Source organism: Microcoleus sp. Pol11C2, assembly GCF_036701505.1.
GTDB lineage: Bacteria > Cyanobacteriota > Cyanobacteriia > Cyanobacteriales > Microcoleaceae > Microcoleus.
Map to the genome: position 1 here is coordinate 192,410 of NZ_JAUBQX010000004.1, position 20,833 is coordinate 213,242.

At 44.8% G+C, this 20,833-nt stretch carries 11 protein-coding genes and 1 tRNA gene; 9 read left to right on the top strand and 3 right to left on the bottom strand.

Going from position 1 to position 20,833, the window contains the following annotated elements; translation table 11 throughout:
• Nucleotides 1–260 precede the first annotated feature (260 nt).
• The gene (locus QUA42_RS04450) at nt 261–3,971 is read right to left on the bottom strand and encodes a chemotaxis protein CheB (RefSeq protein WP_333135454.1); all 3,711 of its coding nucleotides are present in this window, start codon (nt 3,969–3,971) and stop codon (nt 261–263) included.
• A gap of 1,328 nt (nt 3,972–5,299) precedes the next feature.
• On the opposite strand from QUA42_RS04450, the gene QUA42_RS04455 reads away from it, so the two are divergent.
• The 9 genes from QUA42_RS04455 (at nt 5,300) to QUA42_RS04495 (ending at nt 17,909) form a co-directional block, all read left to right on the top strand.
• Nucleotides 5,300–5,371, top strand: a tRNA-Gly gene (locus QUA42_RS04455).
• Between the two features lie 54 nt (nt 5,372–5,425).
• Complete coding sequence (trhO, locus tag QUA42_RS04460; RefSeq protein ID WP_333135456.1) at nt 5,426–6,373, top strand: oxygen-dependent tRNA uridine(34) hydroxylase TrhO; 948 nt, start codon at nt 5,426–5,428, stop codon at nt 6,371–6,373.
• Between the two features lie 123 nt (nt 6,374–6,496).
• A complete protein-coding gene (locus tag QUA42_RS04465; RefSeq protein WP_333135458.1) occupies nt 6,497–7,153 on the top strand; it encodes a glutathione S-transferase in 657 nt (218 codons plus the stop codon).
• Between the two features lie 196 nt (nt 7,154–7,349).
• Entirely contained in the window at nt 7,350–10,685 is a 3,336-nt protein-coding gene (gene dpdE / locus QUA42_RS04470) for a protein DpdE (protein WP_333135459.1), read from the top strand.
• Between the two features lie 315 nt (nt 10,686–11,000).
• Nucleotides 11,001–12,905, top strand: a complete 1,905-nt coding sequence (locus QUA42_RS04475) for a response regulator (RefSeq protein ID WP_333135461.1) — start codon at nt 11,001–11,003, stop codon at nt 12,903–12,905.
• 74 nt (nt 12,906–12,979) lie between these two features.
• Entirely contained in the window at nt 12,980–16,411 is a 3,432-nt protein-coding gene (locus QUA42_RS04480) for a PAS domain S-box protein (protein ID WP_333135463.1), read from the top strand.
• Nucleotides 16,412–16,471: 60 nt separating this feature from the next.
• A complete protein-coding gene (locus tag QUA42_RS04485) occupies nt 16,472–16,852 on the top strand; it encodes a response regulator (protein ID WP_333135466.1) in 381 nt (126 codons plus the stop codon).
• A gap of 116 nt (nt 16,853–16,968) precedes the next feature.
• Nucleotides 16,969–17,427 (top strand): hypothetical protein, encoded by a 459-nt coding sequence (locus tag QUA42_RS04490; RefSeq protein ID WP_333135468.1) that lies wholly within the window; start codon nt 16,969–16,971, stop codon nt 17,425–17,427.
• Nucleotides 17,428–17,474: 47 nt separating this feature from the next.
• Nucleotides 17,475–17,909, top strand: a complete 435-nt coding sequence (locus QUA42_RS04495; RefSeq protein WP_333135469.1) for a response regulator — start codon at nt 17,475–17,477, stop codon at nt 17,907–17,909.
• A gap of 927 nt (nt 17,910–18,836) precedes the next feature.
• On the opposite strand, the gene QUA42_RS04500 is transcribed toward QUA42_RS04495, so the two are convergent.
• Together QUA42_RS04500 and QUA42_RS04505 are read right to left on the bottom strand one after the other, a co-directional pair.
• Entirely contained in the window at nt 18,837–20,069 is a 1,233-nt protein-coding gene (locus tag QUA42_RS04500) for a pentapeptide repeat-containing protein (RefSeq protein ID WP_333135471.1), read from the bottom strand.
• Nucleotides 20,070–20,176: 107 nt separating this feature from the next.
• Nucleotides 20,177–20,815 (bottom strand): Uma2 family endonuclease, encoded by a 639-nt coding sequence (locus QUA42_RS04505; protein WP_333135473.1) that lies wholly within the window; start codon nt 20,813–20,815, stop codon nt 20,177–20,179.
• Nucleotides 20,816–20,833 lie beyond the last annotated feature (18 nt).

Genomic DNA, 20,833 nt, shown 5'->3' on the forward strand with positions numbered 1-20,833 from the left:
TAGTGCATCTACTGATAATCAATTGTGGCGATAGAACTCAGTTTGGGTTCTTAGCGGAGGAGATATGATTAGAAATAATATCAATTCTGGTTGTGCCGGAATGATATCAAATCCGGGCTTCATCCTCCTGATCAAGTCGTATCAAGCTGCAAACAAATATAGCCAAATTTTCAGTTGTTTGGACTCACAGTCAACAGTCAACAATCACGGATGGTACAACCGAAAACGATATCAATTATGTCTTTGGTAAATATTAGCGTCTAACTTTGTGGGATATCTGTTCGTAGCGGCAACTTCACGGTAAACGTTGCCCCTTGTCCCTCACCTGAACTTTCTGCACTAACAGTACCGGCGTGGAGTTCTACTAAATGACGGACGATCGAGAGTCCTAGCCCCAATCCAGCGTCTCTGCGAGAGTAGCTACTATCCGCCTGACGGAAGCGATCGAACACATAGGGGAGAAAATTAGGGTGAATGCCCTTACCAGTATCGCTAACTTGGATTTGAGCCATGCCATCAATGTAGTCTAATGCGATTTCAATTTTTCCTCCGGCTGGGGTGAATTTAATCGCGTTTGAAAGTAGATTCCACACTATCTGTTGTAAACGGCTTGGATCGCCCAATACTTTTAGTGTTAAAGGAGTTAGCCTGGATTCCATTTGAAGATTTTTGGCTTCTGCTGCCAAACGAACCACCTCCATCGCATTTTCAACCAGTGGAGTCAGCTCAGTTTCCAAAGCATTGAGCCGAAACTGGCCTGTGGTAATTCGCGAAACGTCTAATATGTCATCGATGAGCTGGTTTTGTGATTTGGCGGCGCGCTCGATCGTTTTTAGCGCCTCCTCGGTTTTAGCCTGGTCAAATTTTTTCAGGCGCAGCAACTGTGTCCAGCCAATCATCGCATTGAGCGGCGTCCGCAGTTCGTGAGAGAGGACGGACAAAAACTCATCTTTGATGCGGTTGGCCTCCTCAGCAGCCGCACGAGCCAACTGTTCTTGAATCCGAAGGCTGCGTTCTGTCTCCAACTGTTTTTGCTCCGTGATATCCTCGATCGCCAACAGAATCATCTGTGTATCGCCGATGGGAGGCATTTTGCGGCCATTGAGCCGCATTATTTTATGCCCGATGTGTTCAAAGTCATGCTCGACATCAAAATCGTGAAACTCGGTCTTTCCTGCCAGAATTTCTTGAAGGAGCGATCGCAAATTGGGAATATTCCACTGTCTGTTACCGAGATCGAAGATCGAGTGTTGCTCAGTGTGGATCGGCAGCACCTGAAACGTCTCGTAGAAAGAACGATTGGCGGTGATCGCCCGCAGGTCGAGATCTAAAACTAGCAAGGGTTCCCGCACGGTTTCTACGATCGTTTCGGCGTAATTTTTCGATTCCATCAACTGCTGGGCGCTGACTTTAAGATCGTGGATATCCACCAACATCACCACAGCCCCATCAATCTTGTGGTCGATCGTCCGATACGGTCGAATATGCAGATCGTACCAATGACCCTCTCGATCTTGAACCTCCTGAACTTTCAAATTGAGGGTGCGAATCACCTCTACAATCATTTGCTCTAACTCCGGCAGTATCAACTTGTGAGTGATGTCGCTCAAACAGCGCCCGACATCGCTAGAAATCAAGTTGAAGATGCTTTCGATTGCGGGAGTAAACCGGCGGATTTGCAGGTCGCCTCCCACCATCAGAATCGGAATATTGATGGTGCTGAGCAGATTCTGTAAATCGTTACTCACCTGAGTTGATTCAACATTGCGCCGCTGCAATTCGTCATTAATTGTGTTTAGTTCTTCATTGGTTGCCTGAATCTCTTCTTTTGCGGTTTCGAGTTCCTCATTTGTACTTTGCAACTCTTCGTTGTTCGACAAAATCTCCTCGTTGGCGGCTCTCAAATCTTGGTTAGCGGCTTGATGTTCTTGGACGATCGTTTGCAGGTGGTCTTTTGTAATTTTGAGTTCTTCTACCAGCCTCGCCATCTCCAAACTTTCACCCTCTAAAGCATCGGAGTTGACTCTACGAGAGTTTACAGGGGCAGGCATTACACGGCTCGGCGGCTCGTCTTGAAACAAAACTAAAAAATAGTTTTTTGATACAGCGTCTGTTGGGAATGGAATCACATTAATTTTCACGAGGCGGATGCGATCGCTTTCTCTAATTTGCAAGCCTTCGCGCGCGATCGGCAACTGGTGTTCGGAGGCCTGTTCAATTGCATTGCGGAGTTCGGCGCGCAATCCTTCTTTTGCCATTCTCAGCAAATTCAAGCTAGCCCTACCGGGAGACGGTTCTAGGTAGGCATTCGTCTGTCCTCGAAATTGCAGAATCTCCCTGGCTGTGTTAATTACGACGCCGACAGGCGCATAGTGATTCAAAACAATGCGATCGGCCTGTTTCTCGATTTCGATTTCGTTTAAGCTTTCCGTCGCCAGCGGTGGGTTGAGGAGTGTCCCAGGGTTGCTAGCAGTTAAATCCAGGCTTAGCCAATGCGACAGCGGTTTTTTAGTATAAATTTTGTTCTTTTTGTCTAATAGCGTAAACAATTCTGAAAAGTCACCAACCGTTTCCGAAGTGCCTAACAGCATAAAGCCCGTGGGCCGAAGCCCATAGTGGAAAATTGGCAGCAGCCTTTTCTGCAAAGGCGGGCCCAGATAGATCAGCACGTTCCGACAGGTGATCAAATCCATCCGGGAAAAGGGCGGATCGCTGATCAGGTTTTGTTTAGCAAAGACGCAGACTTCGCGCACTGGCTGAGCGATTTGGTATCCGCCCTCGATTTGCACAAAGAACCGATGCAGGCGTTGGGGTGAAATATCCGCGACTTGGGCTGGCGTATAAAAGCCACGGCGCGCATGGGCGATCGCATTTTCGCTGATGTCTGTCGCATAAATCTGAATCGGCAGATCAGTACCTCGATCTGCTAAAAACTCGAACAAGCAGATGGCGATCGAGTAAGCTTCTTCACCGGTTGAACAGCCGGCCACCCAAATTCGGATCGGTATTTTCGACGATTTATCTTTAACGATTTCGGGAAAAACTGTGCTGCTTAAAGCCTCAAAGCTTTCGAGATCGCGGAAAAAGCTGGTGACATGAATGAAGATATCGTGATAAAGCGCCGTTACTTCTGTCGGAGTGTTTTGGAGATATTCGGCATAATCCTCCAGCCGTTCCAGCTTGTACAGCAACATCCGTCGCTGCATCCGCCGCTTCAAGGTGGTTTGTTTGTAGTGAGTAAAATCAACTCCTGTAGCGGCGCGCAGCAAACTGTAGATGGTGGTGATCGCATCTTTAGATGCGATCGCATCTTTAGATGCGATCGCATCTTCACTGGTGGTCGATGCTTCCGCAGACTCAGTGGCCATGTAGGGATGACGGCTGAGCTCTGCTATTTTCTGGGCAATTTTTTCCGGTGTCAAGATAAAGTCTACCTGACCCGTAGCCACCGCAGTGTTCGGCATACTGCTGACTTGTGCCGAGCCTTCACATTGGGCCAAAGTAATACCGCCTGCAGCCTTAATCGCTTTAAATCCTTGGGCACCATCGCCGTCGCCCCCGGACAAAACGACGCCGATGGCTTGGTTCCGGCGTTCTGCGGCGAGGGAAACCAGAAAAATATCGACGGTCATAAATACCCCGTGTGTTCTGCCGCGAGGCGTTAGCTTTAGCACCCCTCGATCGATGGTCATGCTGAAATTCGGGGGAATGACGTATACCTGATTCGGTTCTATGGGCATCCCCTCTGTTACCTCATGCACGGGCATCTGGGTCGATCGAGCCAGAATCTCTCTCAACACACTGTCCTGAGTCGGCAACATATGCTGAATTATTACAAACGCCATGCCGGTATCGATCGGCAAATGGCTGAGTAATTTGGTAAAGGCTTCCAATCCACCGGCAGAGGCTCCTATTCCGACGACTGGAAATAACTCGTTTTGATTGTTTTGTTGCTTTACTTCAGCATTCATATCAGCTTGAGGTTTAGATTTTTTAGAAAACTTATTTCGACTCATTTTTTATACCAGATAGCTTGCTGCCAGCGTATTATCGTTATATTGTATTTAATATATATATATATATATATATATATATTAAAATGAATAATAAGTCATCTACCTACCGATATAATATCTAGGCAAGGCCGCCTGTGTTCTCAAGCGATTTTAAAATCATTATTTTGGAGTTCCCCCTTTCCTAGCGGGGGACAAGATTGAGACAGGAAATTCCTCAAAAATTATACTCTTAAAAGTTAAGAATTAGTTAATTTTCCCGATTCTGCCAGCGTAGGAATTCTATTAAGGTTTGCGAGCGACTGGAGTTCTCCTCAATGCCCCAACTCATCAATAAAATTCCAACCAGAATTTTGTCCGCCCTTATCAAGCAGTGGGACTCTGGAGAATCTCTGGGGAACGAAAACAGTACAATAGTAGATTAACTCAAAAAAACAGCATACTCTATAGAACCGCAATTAATCTCATTTTGAGGAAGGTTGTTGCGAGCGCCAATTGGCTACCACCCGGCCGATATAAACTATCTCGGGATAATTTTATAAGTGTCTCATCACGACTTGTTGGGCCATTTGTACCTTTTTAGTCATTTCCCAGGTATCGTCGATCTGCTGTTGCCAATATTGCTTGAACTCAGCAATTACTTCCTGAACTTTTTGTGGTGTTGAAGTTTGAGGCTGTTAATTTGCCGACCTAATATAATAACTAAATTTTTTTTAAATCTTCCCAAAATCCGGCAATCCTAGCTAAAGTCGTAAAGAAAAGTAACAAAAATATTTTAATTGGCTTAGGGAAATTACCGAAATCCCAGCAGCGCTGCAAAGTTCGGATTCTCAAGACAGGCCGCGGGGGATAACGGTTCACAGAAAGTGCGATTCTGCGGTGGCGCTACCGATGTGGCTGAGCAAAGTGAAGGATACCGAGTTGATGGTGCGATCGTTCCTGGCGATGCGATGGCGGCATAGTTAAACAGTGGACTCAATGGCTGCGCTGTTAAAAATGATGCAGTTCGATCGCGCGATCCGAATGTGCGCGCAGAAGCCGCTAACTCTTTGTCAAGGTTCGGAACCGAGGCGATTGCTCATTTAGTGGCAGCTTTTGGCCGCGAGGACAATTGGCTCGTCTGCCACAGTATCATGGCTCGGCTGTGCGATCGGCGATCGCCCAAAATTGATTGTCAAAATGCTATACTCAAAATCAGAAAATAGTTGTACAATATTTTTCTAGTCGTTTTTTACCGATCAGCCTCCACAGTGAAAGAAGGTGAAAGCAAGTAAAAAACACTAAGCGCGGGCGTAATTCAGTGGTAGAATGTCAGCTTCCCATGCTGAACGTCGTGGGTTCGAGTCCCACCGTCCGCTTTGACTGAATTTTCATAGAAGTATGAAAATTAATTAGTGCTATAAATTCAATCTATGGCTTATTTCTTAACCGCTGCTTTATATAAGTTCGTTGAACTACCTGATTTTGCTGAGCTGAAAGCACCCCTAATCGATTGTTGCAACAACAACAACGTCAAAGGCACTATTTTACTCGCCCAAGAAGGCATCAATGGCACGATCGCAGGCTCATCCGAAGGCGTACACGCAGTGCTGGCATTCTTGCGTAGTGACCCCCGTTTGGCGGATCTCGTACACAAGGAATCTTTTTCGGAAAAAGCACCTTTTTACCGCCTGAAAATACGCTTGAAGCGCGAAATCGTCACGATGGGAGTACCAGACATTAATCCCCGCCTCATGGCTGGCAAATATGTTAAGCCGGAGGAGTGGAATAAGCTGCTTGACGATCCCGATGTTGTCGTGGTTGATGTGCGTAACGACTTCGAGGTATCTATGGGTACTTTTGAAGGTGCTATTAATCCAAAAACAAAAAGCTTTTCTGAGTTACCTGAATGGGCGCTGCGGGAAACTGCTTTACGCAATAAACCCAAGGTGGCAATGTTTTGCACGGGTGGTATTCGCTGCGAAAAATCTACTGCTTTTTTGCGTACTCAAGGTTTTGATGAAGTCTATCATCTCGAAGGCGGAATTTTAAAATATTTGGAAACGGTGCCGGAAGCAGAAAGTCGTTGGGAAGGCGAATGTTTTGTCTTTGATGAACGGGTTTCTGTTGGTCAGGGGTTAAAGCCGGGAAATTATGAACTTTGTCGCGGTTGTCGTCACCCGATTAGTCAGGAAGATAAGGCTTCTGAATTATTTGTACTTGGTGTGAGTTGTCCTCATTGTCATGATTCAAAAACTGAAACCAAAAAACAAGCCTTATCTGAACGTCAACGTCAGATTGAGCTTGCTAAGCGTCGCAACCAAGTACATATAGGCGCGCGCTACAATGCGAAGGAAAAAGTAGATCCGGCGATCGACTAATATTATTATTCACTAAGCTTAAAGAAACCCCGTTTCTACGAAAAATCTTGTTTGGCGACAAGAAATCTACGAAGGAACGGGGTTTCTGAACCGAAAGACCAGATCGTGCGATCGACTAATTATATGTCAGCAACATACCCGATTTTGTATTCCTTCCGCCGCTGTCCCTATGCTATGCGCGCGCGCTTGGCCTTAATGGTTAGCAATCGGGTGTGTGAGTTGCGGGAAGTTGTTTTGCGAGACAAACCACAAGAGATGTTGGAGGTATCTGCCAAAGGTACAGTACCAATATTAATTGATGTTGACGGGCGGGTACTCGATCAAAGTATCGATATCATGTTGTGGGCATTGAGACAACACGATCCTGAAAAATGGTTGATGCCACAGCAAGGTTCGGTTACAGAAATGCTGGAACTAATCGCTCTATTTGATGATAAATTTAAATATCATCTTGACCGTTATAAGTACCCCGATCGCTATCCCGGTGTTGATGCCCAAGTACATCGCTATGAAGGTTCTTTATTCCTGGACAACCTCAATTCACAGTTAAGTGCCACTAAATATTTATTTGGTAATAATGTAGCATTGGCTGATATGGCGATCGCACCTTTTGTTCGTCAATTTGCTCATACCGATCAAACTTGGTTTCACGAACAGCCTTGGCCACAGCTACAAGCTTGGTTAGCAGGGTTTACAGAGTCGGAAATTTATACCAGTGTTATGCAGAAATACCCGAAATGGGAATCCGGTAATGCAGGCGTTGTTTTTCCTTCATCGTAAGTAGGTATTCTTATTTGCGTCCAGCATATTTATTGAATACCAAAATGTTAGTTACCATGCTAAACTTATTGTTTTCCGAATAGCAGATTGACTGTCATTTGACTAGAAAAGTGACGCAGGCGAAAATCGCATCTTGCTAATTTTTTGAAGGTGAAAGGATTTACTGTATTGTAGTAAGTATTGTCAGGCTAAAACTATGATTGATGTTGGTTCGTTAGTTCGATCGCCCAGAAACGATTTGGGAGTCGGAAAAGTTGTCGAGGTATCGCGTACTGATGCTGAAGTTGAATATTTTTGCTCAGTTAAAAACCGCATCCGCAAAACTGTGCCTTTGGGTTTGCTGCAAGAAGCGAGACTTCAGCGCCAAACCCGCTGCTACCTCTGGAGTACCACTCAGGAAAGATGGATAATTGGGCGAGTTTATGACTGGGATGAAGATAAATTAGAGTACGAAATTGACCTCCCCGACAGCCAAAGTTTGCAAGCTGTTGAAAGCGAACTTTACGTTCGCTGCAATATCCCGATCGCCGATCCGATCGACATTTTAGCAGTCAAAGGCCAAGAAACGCCGTATTTTCACGATCGCCGATTGGCATTCGTTCAATCTGCGATCGAACAGCGGGCCGTCAGCCGCGGCATGACGGGTTTAATTTCTGCTAACATAGACCTCTATCCGCACCAAGTTGAAGTCGTCCGGCGCGTCCTAGAAGACCCAATCGTGCGCTATTTATTAGCAGACGAACCAGGACTAGGAAAAACAGTAGAAGCTGGCACAATTCTCCGCCAATTTCTGCTAGATGAACCTAACGGACGCGCTGTGGTACTGGTTCCGAAATACCTGCTCGAACAGTGGCGGCAGGAGTTGGAAAATAAATTCTATTTGTCTCATTTTGCTGACAGAGTGCAGCTTGTTGCTGTTAGCGACATTAATCAAATTAGCCGCAACGCTAACCTGGATTTTCTGATTGTTGATGAAGCGCATGATGTGGCAGCAATGGCACATTCGAGCGATCGCGCTCAGCAGCAGTCGTTTGAACTCTGTCAGAAACTAGCTCAGAAAAGCAAAAATGTATTGTTATTATCTGCAACGCCAGTTATTGGCCGCGAGCAAGATTTTCTAACGATGCTGCACTTGCTAGATCCCACAACTTACCGTCTTGATGACTTGGAAAGCTTCAAAGAACAGGTGCGAAACCGTCAAGAAATCGGTGGCGCTTTGCTGGATTTCCGAGAAAATGCCAAGCCTGCTGTTTTGCAAACAAAACTCGCTCAACTTCGCACTATTTTTGCCAAAGATGATTACTTAATCGGATTAGCAACAGAGTTAGAAAGTTGTTTGAAAACTAAAGAAACCGCAGAACAGGCTCGGCTTGTCCGAACTATTCGCACTCACGTTAGCGATACCTACCGCCTGCACCGCCGCATCCTTCGCAACCGCCGCGATGCAGTTGAAGATGTGATTTTCGATCGAGATGCTGTCCCCAAAACTGAGTACGATCTGAATGATGAACAGTGGTCGGAAATTCAAACCGTACTCGATAAGTGGCGCACAGTCGCTCCCAAGTCGAGCGAATATCAGAGAATTTTTCTGCTGTTTTTCCGCGCTTCCGGTACTTGGCTGAATGTTTTAGAACGGGTGGTCAAAGCTCGTTTGCAGAAAAAATCGACTCCAGAACTCGATCGCGAATTTGGACAAAATGACACGGCAATTTTGACGAAAACTGCGCTGTTTCCCGAAGAAAGGGAAATGCTGGAAACCTTGCTCAATACCCTGGAAAAGCCCCAGGAAGGACTCGATCGACTGAGTTTGTTGCGAATCGCGATTCTCCGATTTCTGGCAGTTGCTTTGAAGGTTCCGCGCGAGTATCACAGCAAACCTCGCGATTTGCTGTCGAGAATTCAACAGCAAATTAAACGACCGATTCCGGGCGAACGTTTTCCGAAAATTGTGATTTTTACCAGTTTTACGGCAACTTGTAAAGAGATTGCGGAAAATTTAGCGAAAATCTTTGGTAAAAATGCGATCGCCAGCCATGAGACGAGCAAATCGGCTGATGATGTTGAGGCTAGTCTCAAGCGGTTTAAGACTGAACCGCATTGTTTTATCTTAGTGTGCGATCGATCGGCGGAAGTAGGGGTAAATCTACAAGTGACAGATTGGTTAGTTCACTTCGATTTGCCGTGGTTTCCCAACCAGTTAGAACAAAGACTCGGCAGAGTCGATCGCATTGGCAGCAAAATGGGAGTGCAATTTTGTTTGTTTGCAGGCCCGGATTTGCCGGAGAGTCCCCACGAAGCTTGGTTTCAAGTTTTAAAAGATGGGTTTGATATCTTCCACAAATCTATTGCCAGCCTTCAGTTTTATGCTGAGGAAAAACTTCTCAAACTTGAAGAAAAGTTTTTTGCTGAGGGAGGCAAGGGCTTATCCAGCGAAATTGAAGCGATTAAAACTGAAATCGAACAAGAGAAAATCAAAATAGACGAACAGTACGTTCTCGATGAAATTGATACTCTTGATGACAGCGCATCTCAGTATTTTGAATCTCTCGATAACTGCGATGCTAAGCATAAAGAAATGCAGCGGGCTACTGAAGGTTGGTTGTGTCAAGCTCTTCACTTCAAACAAATCGAACATCCGAGTATATCGGGGTTACTGCGCTATCAACCTACTCAAAAAACGTTGATTCCGTCGAACGATTTGAGAACCAGATTGATTCCTTATTGCCAGCAATATGGTAGTTACAATCGCCGCATTGCTTATCAGAATGCGGATGTCGCTCTTTACCGAATTGGTGAGGGATTGATCGATGCACTTGGCTCTTATATTCGCTGGGACGATCGCGGTCAAGCTTTTGCCATGTGGCGGCATGATGAAAGTTGGGATGCTGCGCCTGGGAAGGAGTGGTTTGGCTTTCAGTTTAACTATTCAATCCAGACTGATGTGCAGCCGGCCGAGCAAGTTTTGCAAGCACAAAACATCGAAAATTACAACTTGAAAGCTTTGCAGCGCCGCGCTGATGCTCTGTTTCTCCCAACTTTTGAAACTGTGTTTGTAGAGGCTCGCAGCGAAGAAATGTCTCTGGTAGAGGATGCAGAACTTTTGGCAATTTTGCAGCGGGCTTATAAGGGGAAAGGCGGGCCGAATCGGGATTACAATTTGTCAAAGAATCGCACGTCGCTGCTTGACAGTTTTGTCGATCCGCTAGAATGGGATGATTTTTGCCAAAAGGGGCGGGTGGTATCGGAGGAATTGCTGCGCGGGCGATCGGCTTTTGTGGAAATGTGCGATCGATCTGCTGTCACTGCTGCTATCCAACTCGAAAACCGGGTGAATCAATTGCAATTGCGATTGAATCGGCTTTCTAAATCCGAACAACTTTTAGAATCGGTTTTGGCTGATGAAATCAATACCGAAAGTTTGTTGAGTCAAGCGGTGTTAGATGGTATTCGCCGCCCAAACCTGACTCTCGAATCTGTGGGATTTATTGTGATTTCTGGGCGTCCTCCTGTAAAGTCGGAGGATGAGGGGTAATTTGTTTGGGAGGGCGATCGCTCTTTTTGGGGGCGATCCCCTACCCTTCGGGAACGCTTCGCCAACGGGATAGCTTCGGTTCACGCTTTTTTTGAACCGCAGATGCAGGCGGATAAACGCGGATGGACGCAGATGGATGAAAGGGCGATCCGGTTTATCTAAACTGCGGAAGTGACAGCAATTTTTAAGTGATGAGACTGCAAAAAGGGTAAGATAAAAGCAGTAGTAACGACTACCACTGATTTACTTAAAAGCAACGCTTCGACCTGACATCAAAGCGCGTCGATCGCATGGAAATTGCACCGCACAGCCAAAATGAAGAAGTCTCCGATAAAAATTCTGCTAGTAGAGGACGATGGATGGCTGAGTACAACACTGGCTAAGGTGTGGGAAGCAAATCATTACGGGTTCGATCGGGCAAATGATGGACAAGTGAGCCTAGACTTGGCAGCAGCAATTGAGTATGACCTGATTTTGTTAGACGTGCAGGTTCCCAAACTAGATGGAATGAGTCTATGTCGGCAACTGCGATCGCAAGGCTACCACAAACCGATCCTGTTAATGACGGCAAAGGATTCAGATGCGGAGGTGGTGGCTCTTTTCGATGCGGGAGCCGATGATTACATCAGCAAGCCTTTTGCTACGGAAGTATTACTGGCCAGGATACGAACTTTATTGCGACGCAGTAAAGCACTTTCCCCAGGAGGTTCTACTCAGAATTCAGCGGCTAATACATTGACTTGGGGAGATCTTTGTTTAGATTTAGAGTCTGGTAGAGTGACATTTGGCGAACAAATAATTTCACTGACAGCGACAGAATATAATCTGCTGGAATTATTACTGCGAAATCCCGATCGCATCTTTAGCCGCAGTGCTATTTTGGATCGTCTGTGGGGATTTGATGAGGCACCAACCGATCGCGCCATTATCACTCATATTAAGGATGTCAGAAAGAAACTGAAGGCAGGCGGCTTAACTGAAGAAATCATCGAAACAGTTTATGGCATGGGCTATCGACTGAAAGCGTACCCCCAATCTGCGCCTTTTAAATTCAACAATTCTGTCACAAAGAGTACCCAAAAACATCAATCTCGCGGGGTAGATAAGTCCGAAAGCGACAAAGTGTTAGAGCGGTTTCGGGGAGGCTTCAACCAACAAATTTCTGTATTGGAACGGGCCAAAACTGCTCTATTAGCAGGAAACTTAGAAACAGAGTTACAGCAAGCGGCAAAACATGAAGCTCATAAATTAGCCGGCTCTCTGGGATCTTTTGGTTATCCCGAAGGCTCGAAATTGGCACGCTCAGCAGAGCATTTGCTAATAAATGATCGCTCTTTGAATGCTGAGGAAATTACTCGCTTCTCGGAATTGGTGACAGGATTACAGCAGGAATTAGCCACCACACCGATTACATCAACTGCTGTACCAGTTTCTACTATTTCAAATTTTAACTATCGGGTTTTGGTAGTTGATGATGATGCTGGATTAACGGAGCGATTGAAAGTAGAATCCGAAGCTTGGGGATTTCGCATGAAAATTGCGCCGAATATTACTGCTGCCCGATCGCGTCTTGCGCTGTCAATACCCGATGTGATGTTACTAGATTTAAGCTTTGCAGAGACAGAGGAAGATGGATTGACGCTACTGCGAGAACTGACCGAGCGATCGCCTAATCTTCCTATAATCGTTTTTACCGGACGAGATAGCCTTGCCGATCGCTTGGCTGTATCGCGCTTAGGTGCTAAGCAATTTCTCCACAAACCTGCAACCACCGATCAAATTTTTCGAGCGATCGCCCGTGTTCTACCCAGTCCCAAAACTTCAGAAGCCAAAGTCTTAATGGTAGATGATGACCCTGTGATGCTGGTTAAATTATCAGCGTTACTGACTCCTTGGGGACTTGAGGTGACAAATCTCAAAGAACCACAGCAATTTTGGGAGGTGTTAATTAGCACTGAACCCGATTTAGTAGTGCTGGATCTAGAAATGCCGATCGTCAGTGGCTTAGAATTGTGTCAGGTCGTCCGACAAGATATCCAATGGGAAAATTTACCGATTTTAGTGGTGACAGCCCATACCGATCCAGCATTTTTGCAACAAGCCTTTGCAGCGGGAGCCGATGATTTTATTACCAAGCCGATACTAGGGCCTGAATTAGTCACGCGGGTACTCAGCCGAATTAAGCGCACTCGTCCTTTACTTACGCCTGGAAATACTTAAATAGAACTTACGCACGAAGGCTAAAAACCCGGTTTCTGCCTCAATCTAAAAAATGTAATTAATTAAGTAGATTAATGAGAGAACATACTGATGAAGATTATGGGAAATGGCAACAACAGCCACAGCCAATCCTGGCTAAAACAGCACTTTCTCTCTCCGAATCCCTCACACTAGAAGATATTCTCAACACTACGGTAACTGACCTCAGAAACGTTCTGCAATGCGATCGCGTAATTATCTTCCAATTTGCTCCCGACTGGAGCGGAAAAGTGGTGGTAGAGTCCGTTGGTTCAGAATGGACAGCAATCTTATCCACTCAGATACACGATCCTTGCTTGGGTGAAAGCTATATCGAACCCTTCAAACAAGGCTTATTCACCTCTAAATCTGATATTTATACTGCCGGAATTGATACTTGTCACCGGGAATTCCTAGCCTATTTTCAAGTGAGAGCTAACCTGGTTGTTCCTATCCTTGAGGGAGAAGAACTTTGGGGATTATTGATTGCCCATCACTGTGCAGAACCTCGCGAATGGCAATCCTCAGAAATTGAACTCATGCGACAGCTAGCAACTCAAGCGGGAATTGCTATTCAGCAAGCTGATTTATTTGAGCGAGTACAAACGGAACTGAGGGAGCGGCAACAAGCAGAAATTGCCCTACAACAACTCAATACTGAACTCGAACAACGAGTCCTAGAACGGACGGCAGAACTCACTGAAGTCAACCATAGCTTGCAACAATATATCCATCAAGTTGAAGACCTCTATAATAATGCTCCCTGTGGCTATCATTCCGTAGATGCAGAAGGAACAATAATTATGATTAATGATACGGAACTGAAGTGGTTAGGCTATACCCGCGATGAAATTGTGCATAAAAAGAAATTTGTTGATTTAATTACACTTGAAAGTCACAATATTTTTTATCAAAACTTTGGCTTATTTAAAAAACAAGGCTGCATCAACAATTTAGAGTTTCAGCTCTTGAATAAAAACGGAACACCCATTTGGGTCAACTTAAATGCTACAGCAATTTATGATGAAGCAGGTAACTTCATGATGAGTCGTTCTAGCGTATTTGATATCACCGAGCGCAAACGTACTGAAGAAGCCTTCCGCCAATATGAACGCATCGTATTCAATACAACAGATGGGATTGCGCTGATGAATATTAACTATATTTATCAAATAGCCAATCAAGGTTATTTGACTTGGTGCAACAAATCCCAAAGCGAAGTTATAGGAAATTCTGTTAGGAATATTTGGGGTGCAGAGTTGTTTGATAACTTCATCCAACCTCGCTTAGATAGATGTTTGGCTGGAGAAACAATTCAGTATGAAAAGTGGTTTGACTCTCCCTATTTAGGAGCGCAATTTTTGAGCGTTACCTATACGCCTTTCCGTGATGCAGGTGAAAATATTTCAGGCGTTATTGTCAGTCTGCGCGATCTGACTCAACTCAAACAAACAGAACAAATGCTGGATCTTCAGGCTGTCATTACCCGCAACATGGCGGAAGGCATTTGTTTAGTAAGAGCAGATAATGGAGTTATTGTCTATGCCAATCCTAAATTTGAGCAGATGTTTGGCTATGACTTTGGCGAACTCAACGGTCCGCACGTTTCTATTCTCTACTATGCCACCGAATCGGTCAGTCCTGAAGATGTCAATCAAGCCATTCGGTCTGCGGTTTTACAAAACAGTGAATTCAGCTATGAAGTCCACAATGTCAAGAAAGATGGGACTCCCTTTTGGTGCAGTGCCACTTGCTCTGTATTCAAGCACTCAGACTACGGCGATGTTCTGGTGGCAGTTCATCAAGATATCACAGTAGCGAAGCACCTCGAAGAAGTTCGACAAGAGGCGGAAGCAGCCTTACTACAGAAATCCCGAAAGGAAAATTTGCTCTGGAGGATTACTCAAGGGATTCGCCAATCTTTGGATCTGAATGCCGTTCTAAATACTGCTGTTACTGAAATTAGGGAGACATTACAAACCGATCGCACTGCCATTTACCGATTTAATCCTGATTGGAGTGGTGATTTTATTTTCGAGTCAGTTGGTGAGGGTTGGGTAAAACTGATAGGCAGCGATAGTCAAAAAAATTGTGCAGATACCTATCTGCAAGAAACTCGCGGCGGTCGATTCCGCAATCATGAAAATATTATTGTTAATAATATTTACAGCGCTGAACTTCCACCCTGTCATATCGAGCTAGGGGAACAATTTCAAGCAAAAAGTTATGCAGTTTTCCCGATATTTTTGAGAGAAAATCTCTGGGGTTTGTTAGCTATCTACCAAAATACTGCACCTCGTCAATGGCAATCGTGGGAAATAGAATTACTTGAACAGATTGCCAGCCAATTGTCGATCGCCATTCAGCAATCCGAACTCTACCGACAACTTCAGCTAGAACTGCAAGAACGCCAGCAAGCCGAAGCCACGATCCGAGAAGCCGAACGACGCTGGCGATCTCTCTTGGATAACGTGCAGTTGATTGTTGTCGGACTTGATATAGAGGGAAATGTCAATTACGTTAATCCTTTTTTCTTAAAAATCACAGGATATACTCACCCAGAAGTCATCGGAAAAAATTGGTTTGAAAACTTCTTACCCCCTTCTCTTCAAGAATCGCTTAAAGTTATTTTTTCGGAAGTTTTAGACCAGGAATATCATTCCTATTATCAAAATTCCATCTTGACCCAATCTGGTGAAGAACGGTTCATTGCGTGGAACAATACCATGCTGCAAGATTCAGAGGGCAACATCATTGGAACTATCAGCATTGGGGAAGATATTACCGAACGACAAAAGCTCGAACAGATTAAAAATGAGTTCATTGGCATTGTCAGCCATGAACTTCGCACTCCTTTGACAGGAATTAAAATGTCATTGGGACTAATAAAAAGTGGGGTTTATGATAAAAAGCCCGAAAAATCTAGACGCATGATTGAAATTGCCCTCCTCAATACCAATCGATTAGTGAACCTGGTTAATGATATTTTAGATTTGGAGCGCCTAGACTCCGGGCGGGCAATTGTCGATAAAACCGTTTGCAAAGCTGCCGATTTGATGCAGCAAGCAGTAGAGAGCATCCAGGCGCTGGCTACTCAACAGCAGATCTCATTAATCGTTAACCCCACAGATGCAGAAGTCTGGGCAACAGGAGATGCGATCGTCCAAACTTTAACAAATTTGCTCAGTAATGCGATTAAATTCTCACCTGCAGATTCCACAATTCATCTGAGTGCTGAAAATCAGACAGACTTTGTGCTGTTCCAAGTTAGCGATCGCGGACGAGGCATTCCTGCAGATAAACTAGAACTCATTTTTGGGCGATTTCAGCAAGTCGATGCCTCTGACTCCCGTGAAAAAGGAGGCACCGGTTTAGGTTTAGCAATCTGTCGCAGTATTGTTGAGCGGCATGGCGGCAAAATCTGGGCGGAAAGTATCTTAGGTGAAGGCAGCACATTTTGCTTCACCCTACCCTTACCCACCATTTAATAACGCTTAGATTAATCTGTACCATCAATCCCAAATCCAAAATCTCCAATCCAAACTCCCATGACAGACAGACAAATTCTAGTGGTTGACGATGAAGAACACCTTCGGGAACTTGTGCAGGCCTGCTTAGAAGATTTAGGCGGATGGGAAACAGTGGGGGCAGGATCGGGAGAGGAATGTTTACAAATACTGCAAATAGAACAACCCAACGCTATTTTGCTAGATGTATCTATGCCGGGAATGGATGGGTTTGCCGTGTACGAGATGCTTCAGTCCGATCCGATTACCCGATCGATTCCAGTGATTCTGCTGACAGCGAAAGTTTTGCCCAGCGATCGCGCTAAATTTGCCCAAATGGGTGTTGCTGGGGTAATTGCCAAACCGATCGAACCCATCACCCTGACGGAAGAAGTAGCAGAGATTTTGGGATGGGTTGAATAACTTTCACCATTTTTGTGAAGTTTTGTAACAATAACGGCATCTTTACCAATTCCTTACCGTTGCTATTTAGTCTCCTGTTATGCAGCTAAAAGTTCTTTGCATTACGAGGAGACTCAATGAATGCTTTTCAGGCTTTGAATGATCTAAATCAGGATCTCGCAGGTTCATTTTCCGGTTTGCCCACTGGTTGTCAGCAATCCACACTTTGGATTGCTCATACAGAGGAAACACCGATCGCAGGTATTAAAATTCAAGGAAAGGATGTGACACTTATCCTTAAAGTTCACATTTATGACATTCATCTTGTCAAATTGAATCTCCAAATCACTCCAGAAACTGTTTTAATTCAAGGTCAACCTACCGAAGTGGCTGGAGTAGAAGGTTATTTCCTTCCTAGTGAATTTCAAAGTCTCATCCCGTTGCCCCACCGCGTACATCCTGAAATCTATGGGACTGAAATACACTCGGATGGTTTAACAATTCAGCTTGCTAAAGAATTGAGATTTCCGCCATCCCAAGTTCGGATTCCACTCTCAACTGCAAATTTGAGCGATGGCTCAAAGATGTGTATTTGAGACCAAATTGGCAACCGAAAAATTAATTTGTAATCAACCCAAATAAAATGAACACTTTGCAAGTAGCTAATTATGATGGCACTCTCCTGCCCGAAAACAAGATAATAGGGAAACAAATTCTCATCGTTGATGACCAAGAACACCTCCGCGAACTGATACAGTTGTGCCTGGAAGACCTAGCGGGATGGAACACCCTGGTGGCCAAATCAGGACAAGAATGTTTACAAATCCTACAAACACAACGACCTAACGCTATTTTGCTGGATGTATCAATGCCGGGAATGGATGGGTTTGCTGTGTGCCAGATCCTCCAATCCGATCCCATAACTCGATCGATTCCAGTGATTCTGGTGACAGCAAGAGTTTTGTCAACCGATATGGCTGAATTTGCCAAAATTGGTGTTGCTGGGCTAATTTGCAAACCATTTGAAGCCACCACCCTGCCGGGAAAAGTGGCAGAGATATTGGGATGGAAGGATTGACACTCCCCGGTATGGCATACTCCGTATTCTTAAGACTTTACCAGAAAGAATTGGTTTAAAGCCCCAAGCCCGATCGGGAGAAATTAAAAGAAGACTATTCATTACTCCAATCCTCTTCCTTCCAGGTAGAGGTAGCCCCGCGTGCGGTCAACTGTCAACTGTCAACTGAAGACAAGCAATTGTCTGTCAGCCAGATGCGCTTATTTGGGAGGTTTCTATGGGCGAAATAGATGGATTGCTATTTCTCAAACAACTAAAAACGCGACCAGAAACCCAAGGGATTCCGGTTCTGCTGCTAACTCTCAAAGCCACATGGTCAGATTGACAACAGAGTTGGTTCCACAAATCTCAACTTGCAGCAGCGAGTGTCAATCCTCTCCAACCAACTATGCTTGCCGTTGAGATTGCGAAGGTGTTGAGTTGGGATTTAGACTGAGTATCCTCTCTGGGAACCTGGGGATTGTTGGATACAATTTCTCTCAGTTATTGCTATTTTTACGAAATATTTCGATTTGCATCAATTCCTTAACAACCTTGTATTCTTTACCAAATCTTTATTTATTACCTCTACATTCATAGAGTTGCTGCTTCAACCCAGCTTACAGCACTTGGCAACAAAAGACAAATACACTTTCGTCGGTAAAAAAGAGGTTTTTATGACAAGCTGTCCTTGCTGCACGACTCCAATGCTGCGTCACCTTAGCCACAGCCGAGTATACTGGTTTTGCCGTCAGTGTTGGCAAGAAATGCCTGTTTACCCTCTTAACAGCTACGGTTCATCGCTATCTATAAATGTAGTTAGAGAGTTAAGGGTTAAGAAGCAACTTTCTTTAGAGGCGGTAGTTTTAAGGTGAAATTCCATCGCACAGGCGTGACGCCCGTGCCACAATGGACGCGGATGAATGAAAGGGATCTCGCACTTACCGACTAAACCTCTTCAAAAATTGCCCCTCGCTGCTGTAAATTCACCTGCATCTCCTCATCCATTCCTGAATTGTTCCCAAACCTCGCTGACTCGACATTCGCACCGCTGAAATTAGTATTTGTTAAGTTCACTTCCAGCAGATTTGCGCCCCTCAAATTGGCACCGCTGAGGTTAGCTAAAGCTAGACTTGCTTTGTGCAAATCTGCACCGCTTAAATCAGCATTTCCTAAGAAAGCGCCGCTCAAATCTGCACCGCCGAATTTGGCGTTTTTCAGGTTGGCGTCGCTGAAATCAGCATCGTTTAAGTTGGCACCCCGGAAATTTACCCGATCGAGATTTGCGCTGCTAAAATCCACTGCACTTAAAGTCGTTCCGCGCAAGCTGCTACCCGCGAAATCTAGTGCTGGATTGAGATTGGCGATTTTTGCCAACTCCACAAAGTTGTCGGTTTCAGCGGAGATAATGCGATCGACCATTTCCTGCAATTCCGATTCAGCTTCGGGGACAATTTCCACTTCGCGCGGTTCAACCGGAGGTAAATTGTAGGAAAATAGCGCCCAACTGAGGGCAGGTTGGAGTTTATGTTCTTGCAAGTATATAGTCAGGATTCTTTCTAAAACCGAATGTTGATTTGGCGTGATATCGTGCGGCCACAAACCCTCCGCATCTGTGAGATTAATATCTTCTTTAGCAACTTCAAAAGCCGCTGCCATCCGAAATTCTTTGCCAGCTAATTCTCCCAGCTTAGCACTTTTTAGCAAACCTTTTAATACTGATTTGCGTTGTTCTACTGAAAAAATCCAGGCTGGCATTGTATCATCACTGATTGTGGAAACGTGACAAAATATGCTCTCTGTTTCCTTAGCTTTTTCCGCCTTCTCCCCGCCCTGAACTCCCCGCTGACCTTCGGTTACTAAAATTTCTGCACTGCTTTGAATAGCAAGCGTTTCTTTAATTGGCAAAAGCTTGAAAGAACCGACTAACTGACGTGAGGCTACGGGTATTTCGCAGTTTTCTAGATAGAGTTTGAGCGTCCCGCCTTGCAGACCAAATTTGACGCGACCACCTAGCAGGGGTTCCCAATGCTCGTTAAAATTCAGGCTCAAGTGAATGTCGAGCTGCTGGGTTTGGGGTGCAACCGATGGAACTGGAATTGCTTCTAATTGCATCCACAAGCAATCTGGGTATTTGTTGTGAGACTCTAGCGATCGCATATCGGGTAGAATTGCTGGCACTACCAGCCTGTAATTGATATTTAAATTAGTTTATCATCTCTATTTTATCACAATACAGCTTTTTTTTGTGGAGACAATTGTAAATTTTGTTTAATTTTATCCGCAACTCATTGGTCTTGGTGAATTTGGCTTTTTACCCAATTCCGAAATGCTTTTACTAATTCCAAATAGTCCATTGTTTCTGCTTGTTCCAAAAATCTGACAATCTCTAATATCGGTAAGCTAGGAAATGCTAAACTTATCTCGCCCTCAACGTATTCTCCATTTTCTAATCTGTTGATTCTGAGTCGCGATCCATTATAAATCCAAACTTCCGGCACTCCCAGATCCGCATAAACCTGCAAGGTATTTTCCGAACGGCTGGTAATGTCAATTTCCACTACTAAATCCGGCGGCGGATCTTGAGTCAGGTCGATTCTTTTTTTGCCTTTAACTGCACTAATATTCTGGATGTAAAAACATTTATCTGGTTCTGCACCGCTAAGTTCAGGACGTTTGAATGTCGTAGAACCCAGAGGCTCAATTCTCACATCTAATTCTTCAGCTAAGGTTTCAACAAATCGACCCAATACTTCTTTGAAACGTTCGTGTTCGGGAGAAGGTAGCATAATTTTCAAATTGCCACGATTATATGTCAATCGGAGTTGTCTATCCCCTAGTTCGAGCAGCAAAGTTTCGTAAGTTTGCCAACTGATACCCGATAGCTGGACAATTTGTTCCGGTGGAGCGAGAGTTTTAGCTGTCATAGTGCTACTTTGGTGAAG

Bases quoted from the DNA above. Each gene is read 5' to 3' on its own strand.
- QUA42_RS04505 (WP_333135473.1), bottom strand. From the start codon at position 20,815: ATGACAGCTAAAACTCTCGCTCCACCGGAACAAATTGTCCAGCTATCG.
- QUA42_RS04465 (WP_333135458.1), top strand. From the start codon at position 6,497: ATGTCAGCAACATACCCGATTTTGTATTCCTTCCGCCGCTGTCCCTAT.
- QUA42_RS04475 (WP_333135461.1), top strand. From the start codon at position 11,001: ATGAAGAAGTCTCCGATAAAAATTCTGCTAGTAGAGGACGATGGATGG.
- dpdE (WP_333135459.1), top strand. From the start codon at position 7,350: ATGATTGATGTTGGTTCGTTAGTTCGATCGCCCAGAAACGATTTGGGA.
- trhO (WP_333135456.1), top strand. From the start codon at position 5,426: ATGGCTTATTTCTTAACCGCTGCTTTATATAAGTTCGTTGAACTACCT.
- QUA42_RS04480 (WP_333135463.1), top strand. From the start codon at position 12,980: ATGAGAGAACATACTGATGAAGATTATGGGAAATGGCAACAACAGCCA.
- QUA42_RS04450 (WP_333135454.1), bottom strand. From the start codon at position 3,971: ATGAATGCTGAAGTAAAGCAACAAAACAATCAAAACGAGTTATTTCCA.
- QUA42_RS04485 (WP_333135466.1), top strand. From the start codon at position 16,472: ATGACAGACAGACAAATTCTAGTGGTTGACGATGAAGAACACCTTCGG.
- QUA42_RS04495 (WP_333135469.1), top strand. From the start codon at position 17,475: ATGAACACTTTGCAAGTAGCTAATTATGATGGCACTCTCCTGCCCGAA.
- QUA42_RS04490 (WP_333135468.1), top strand. From the start codon at position 16,969: ATGAATGCTTTTCAGGCTTTGAATGATCTAAATCAGGATCTCGCAGGT.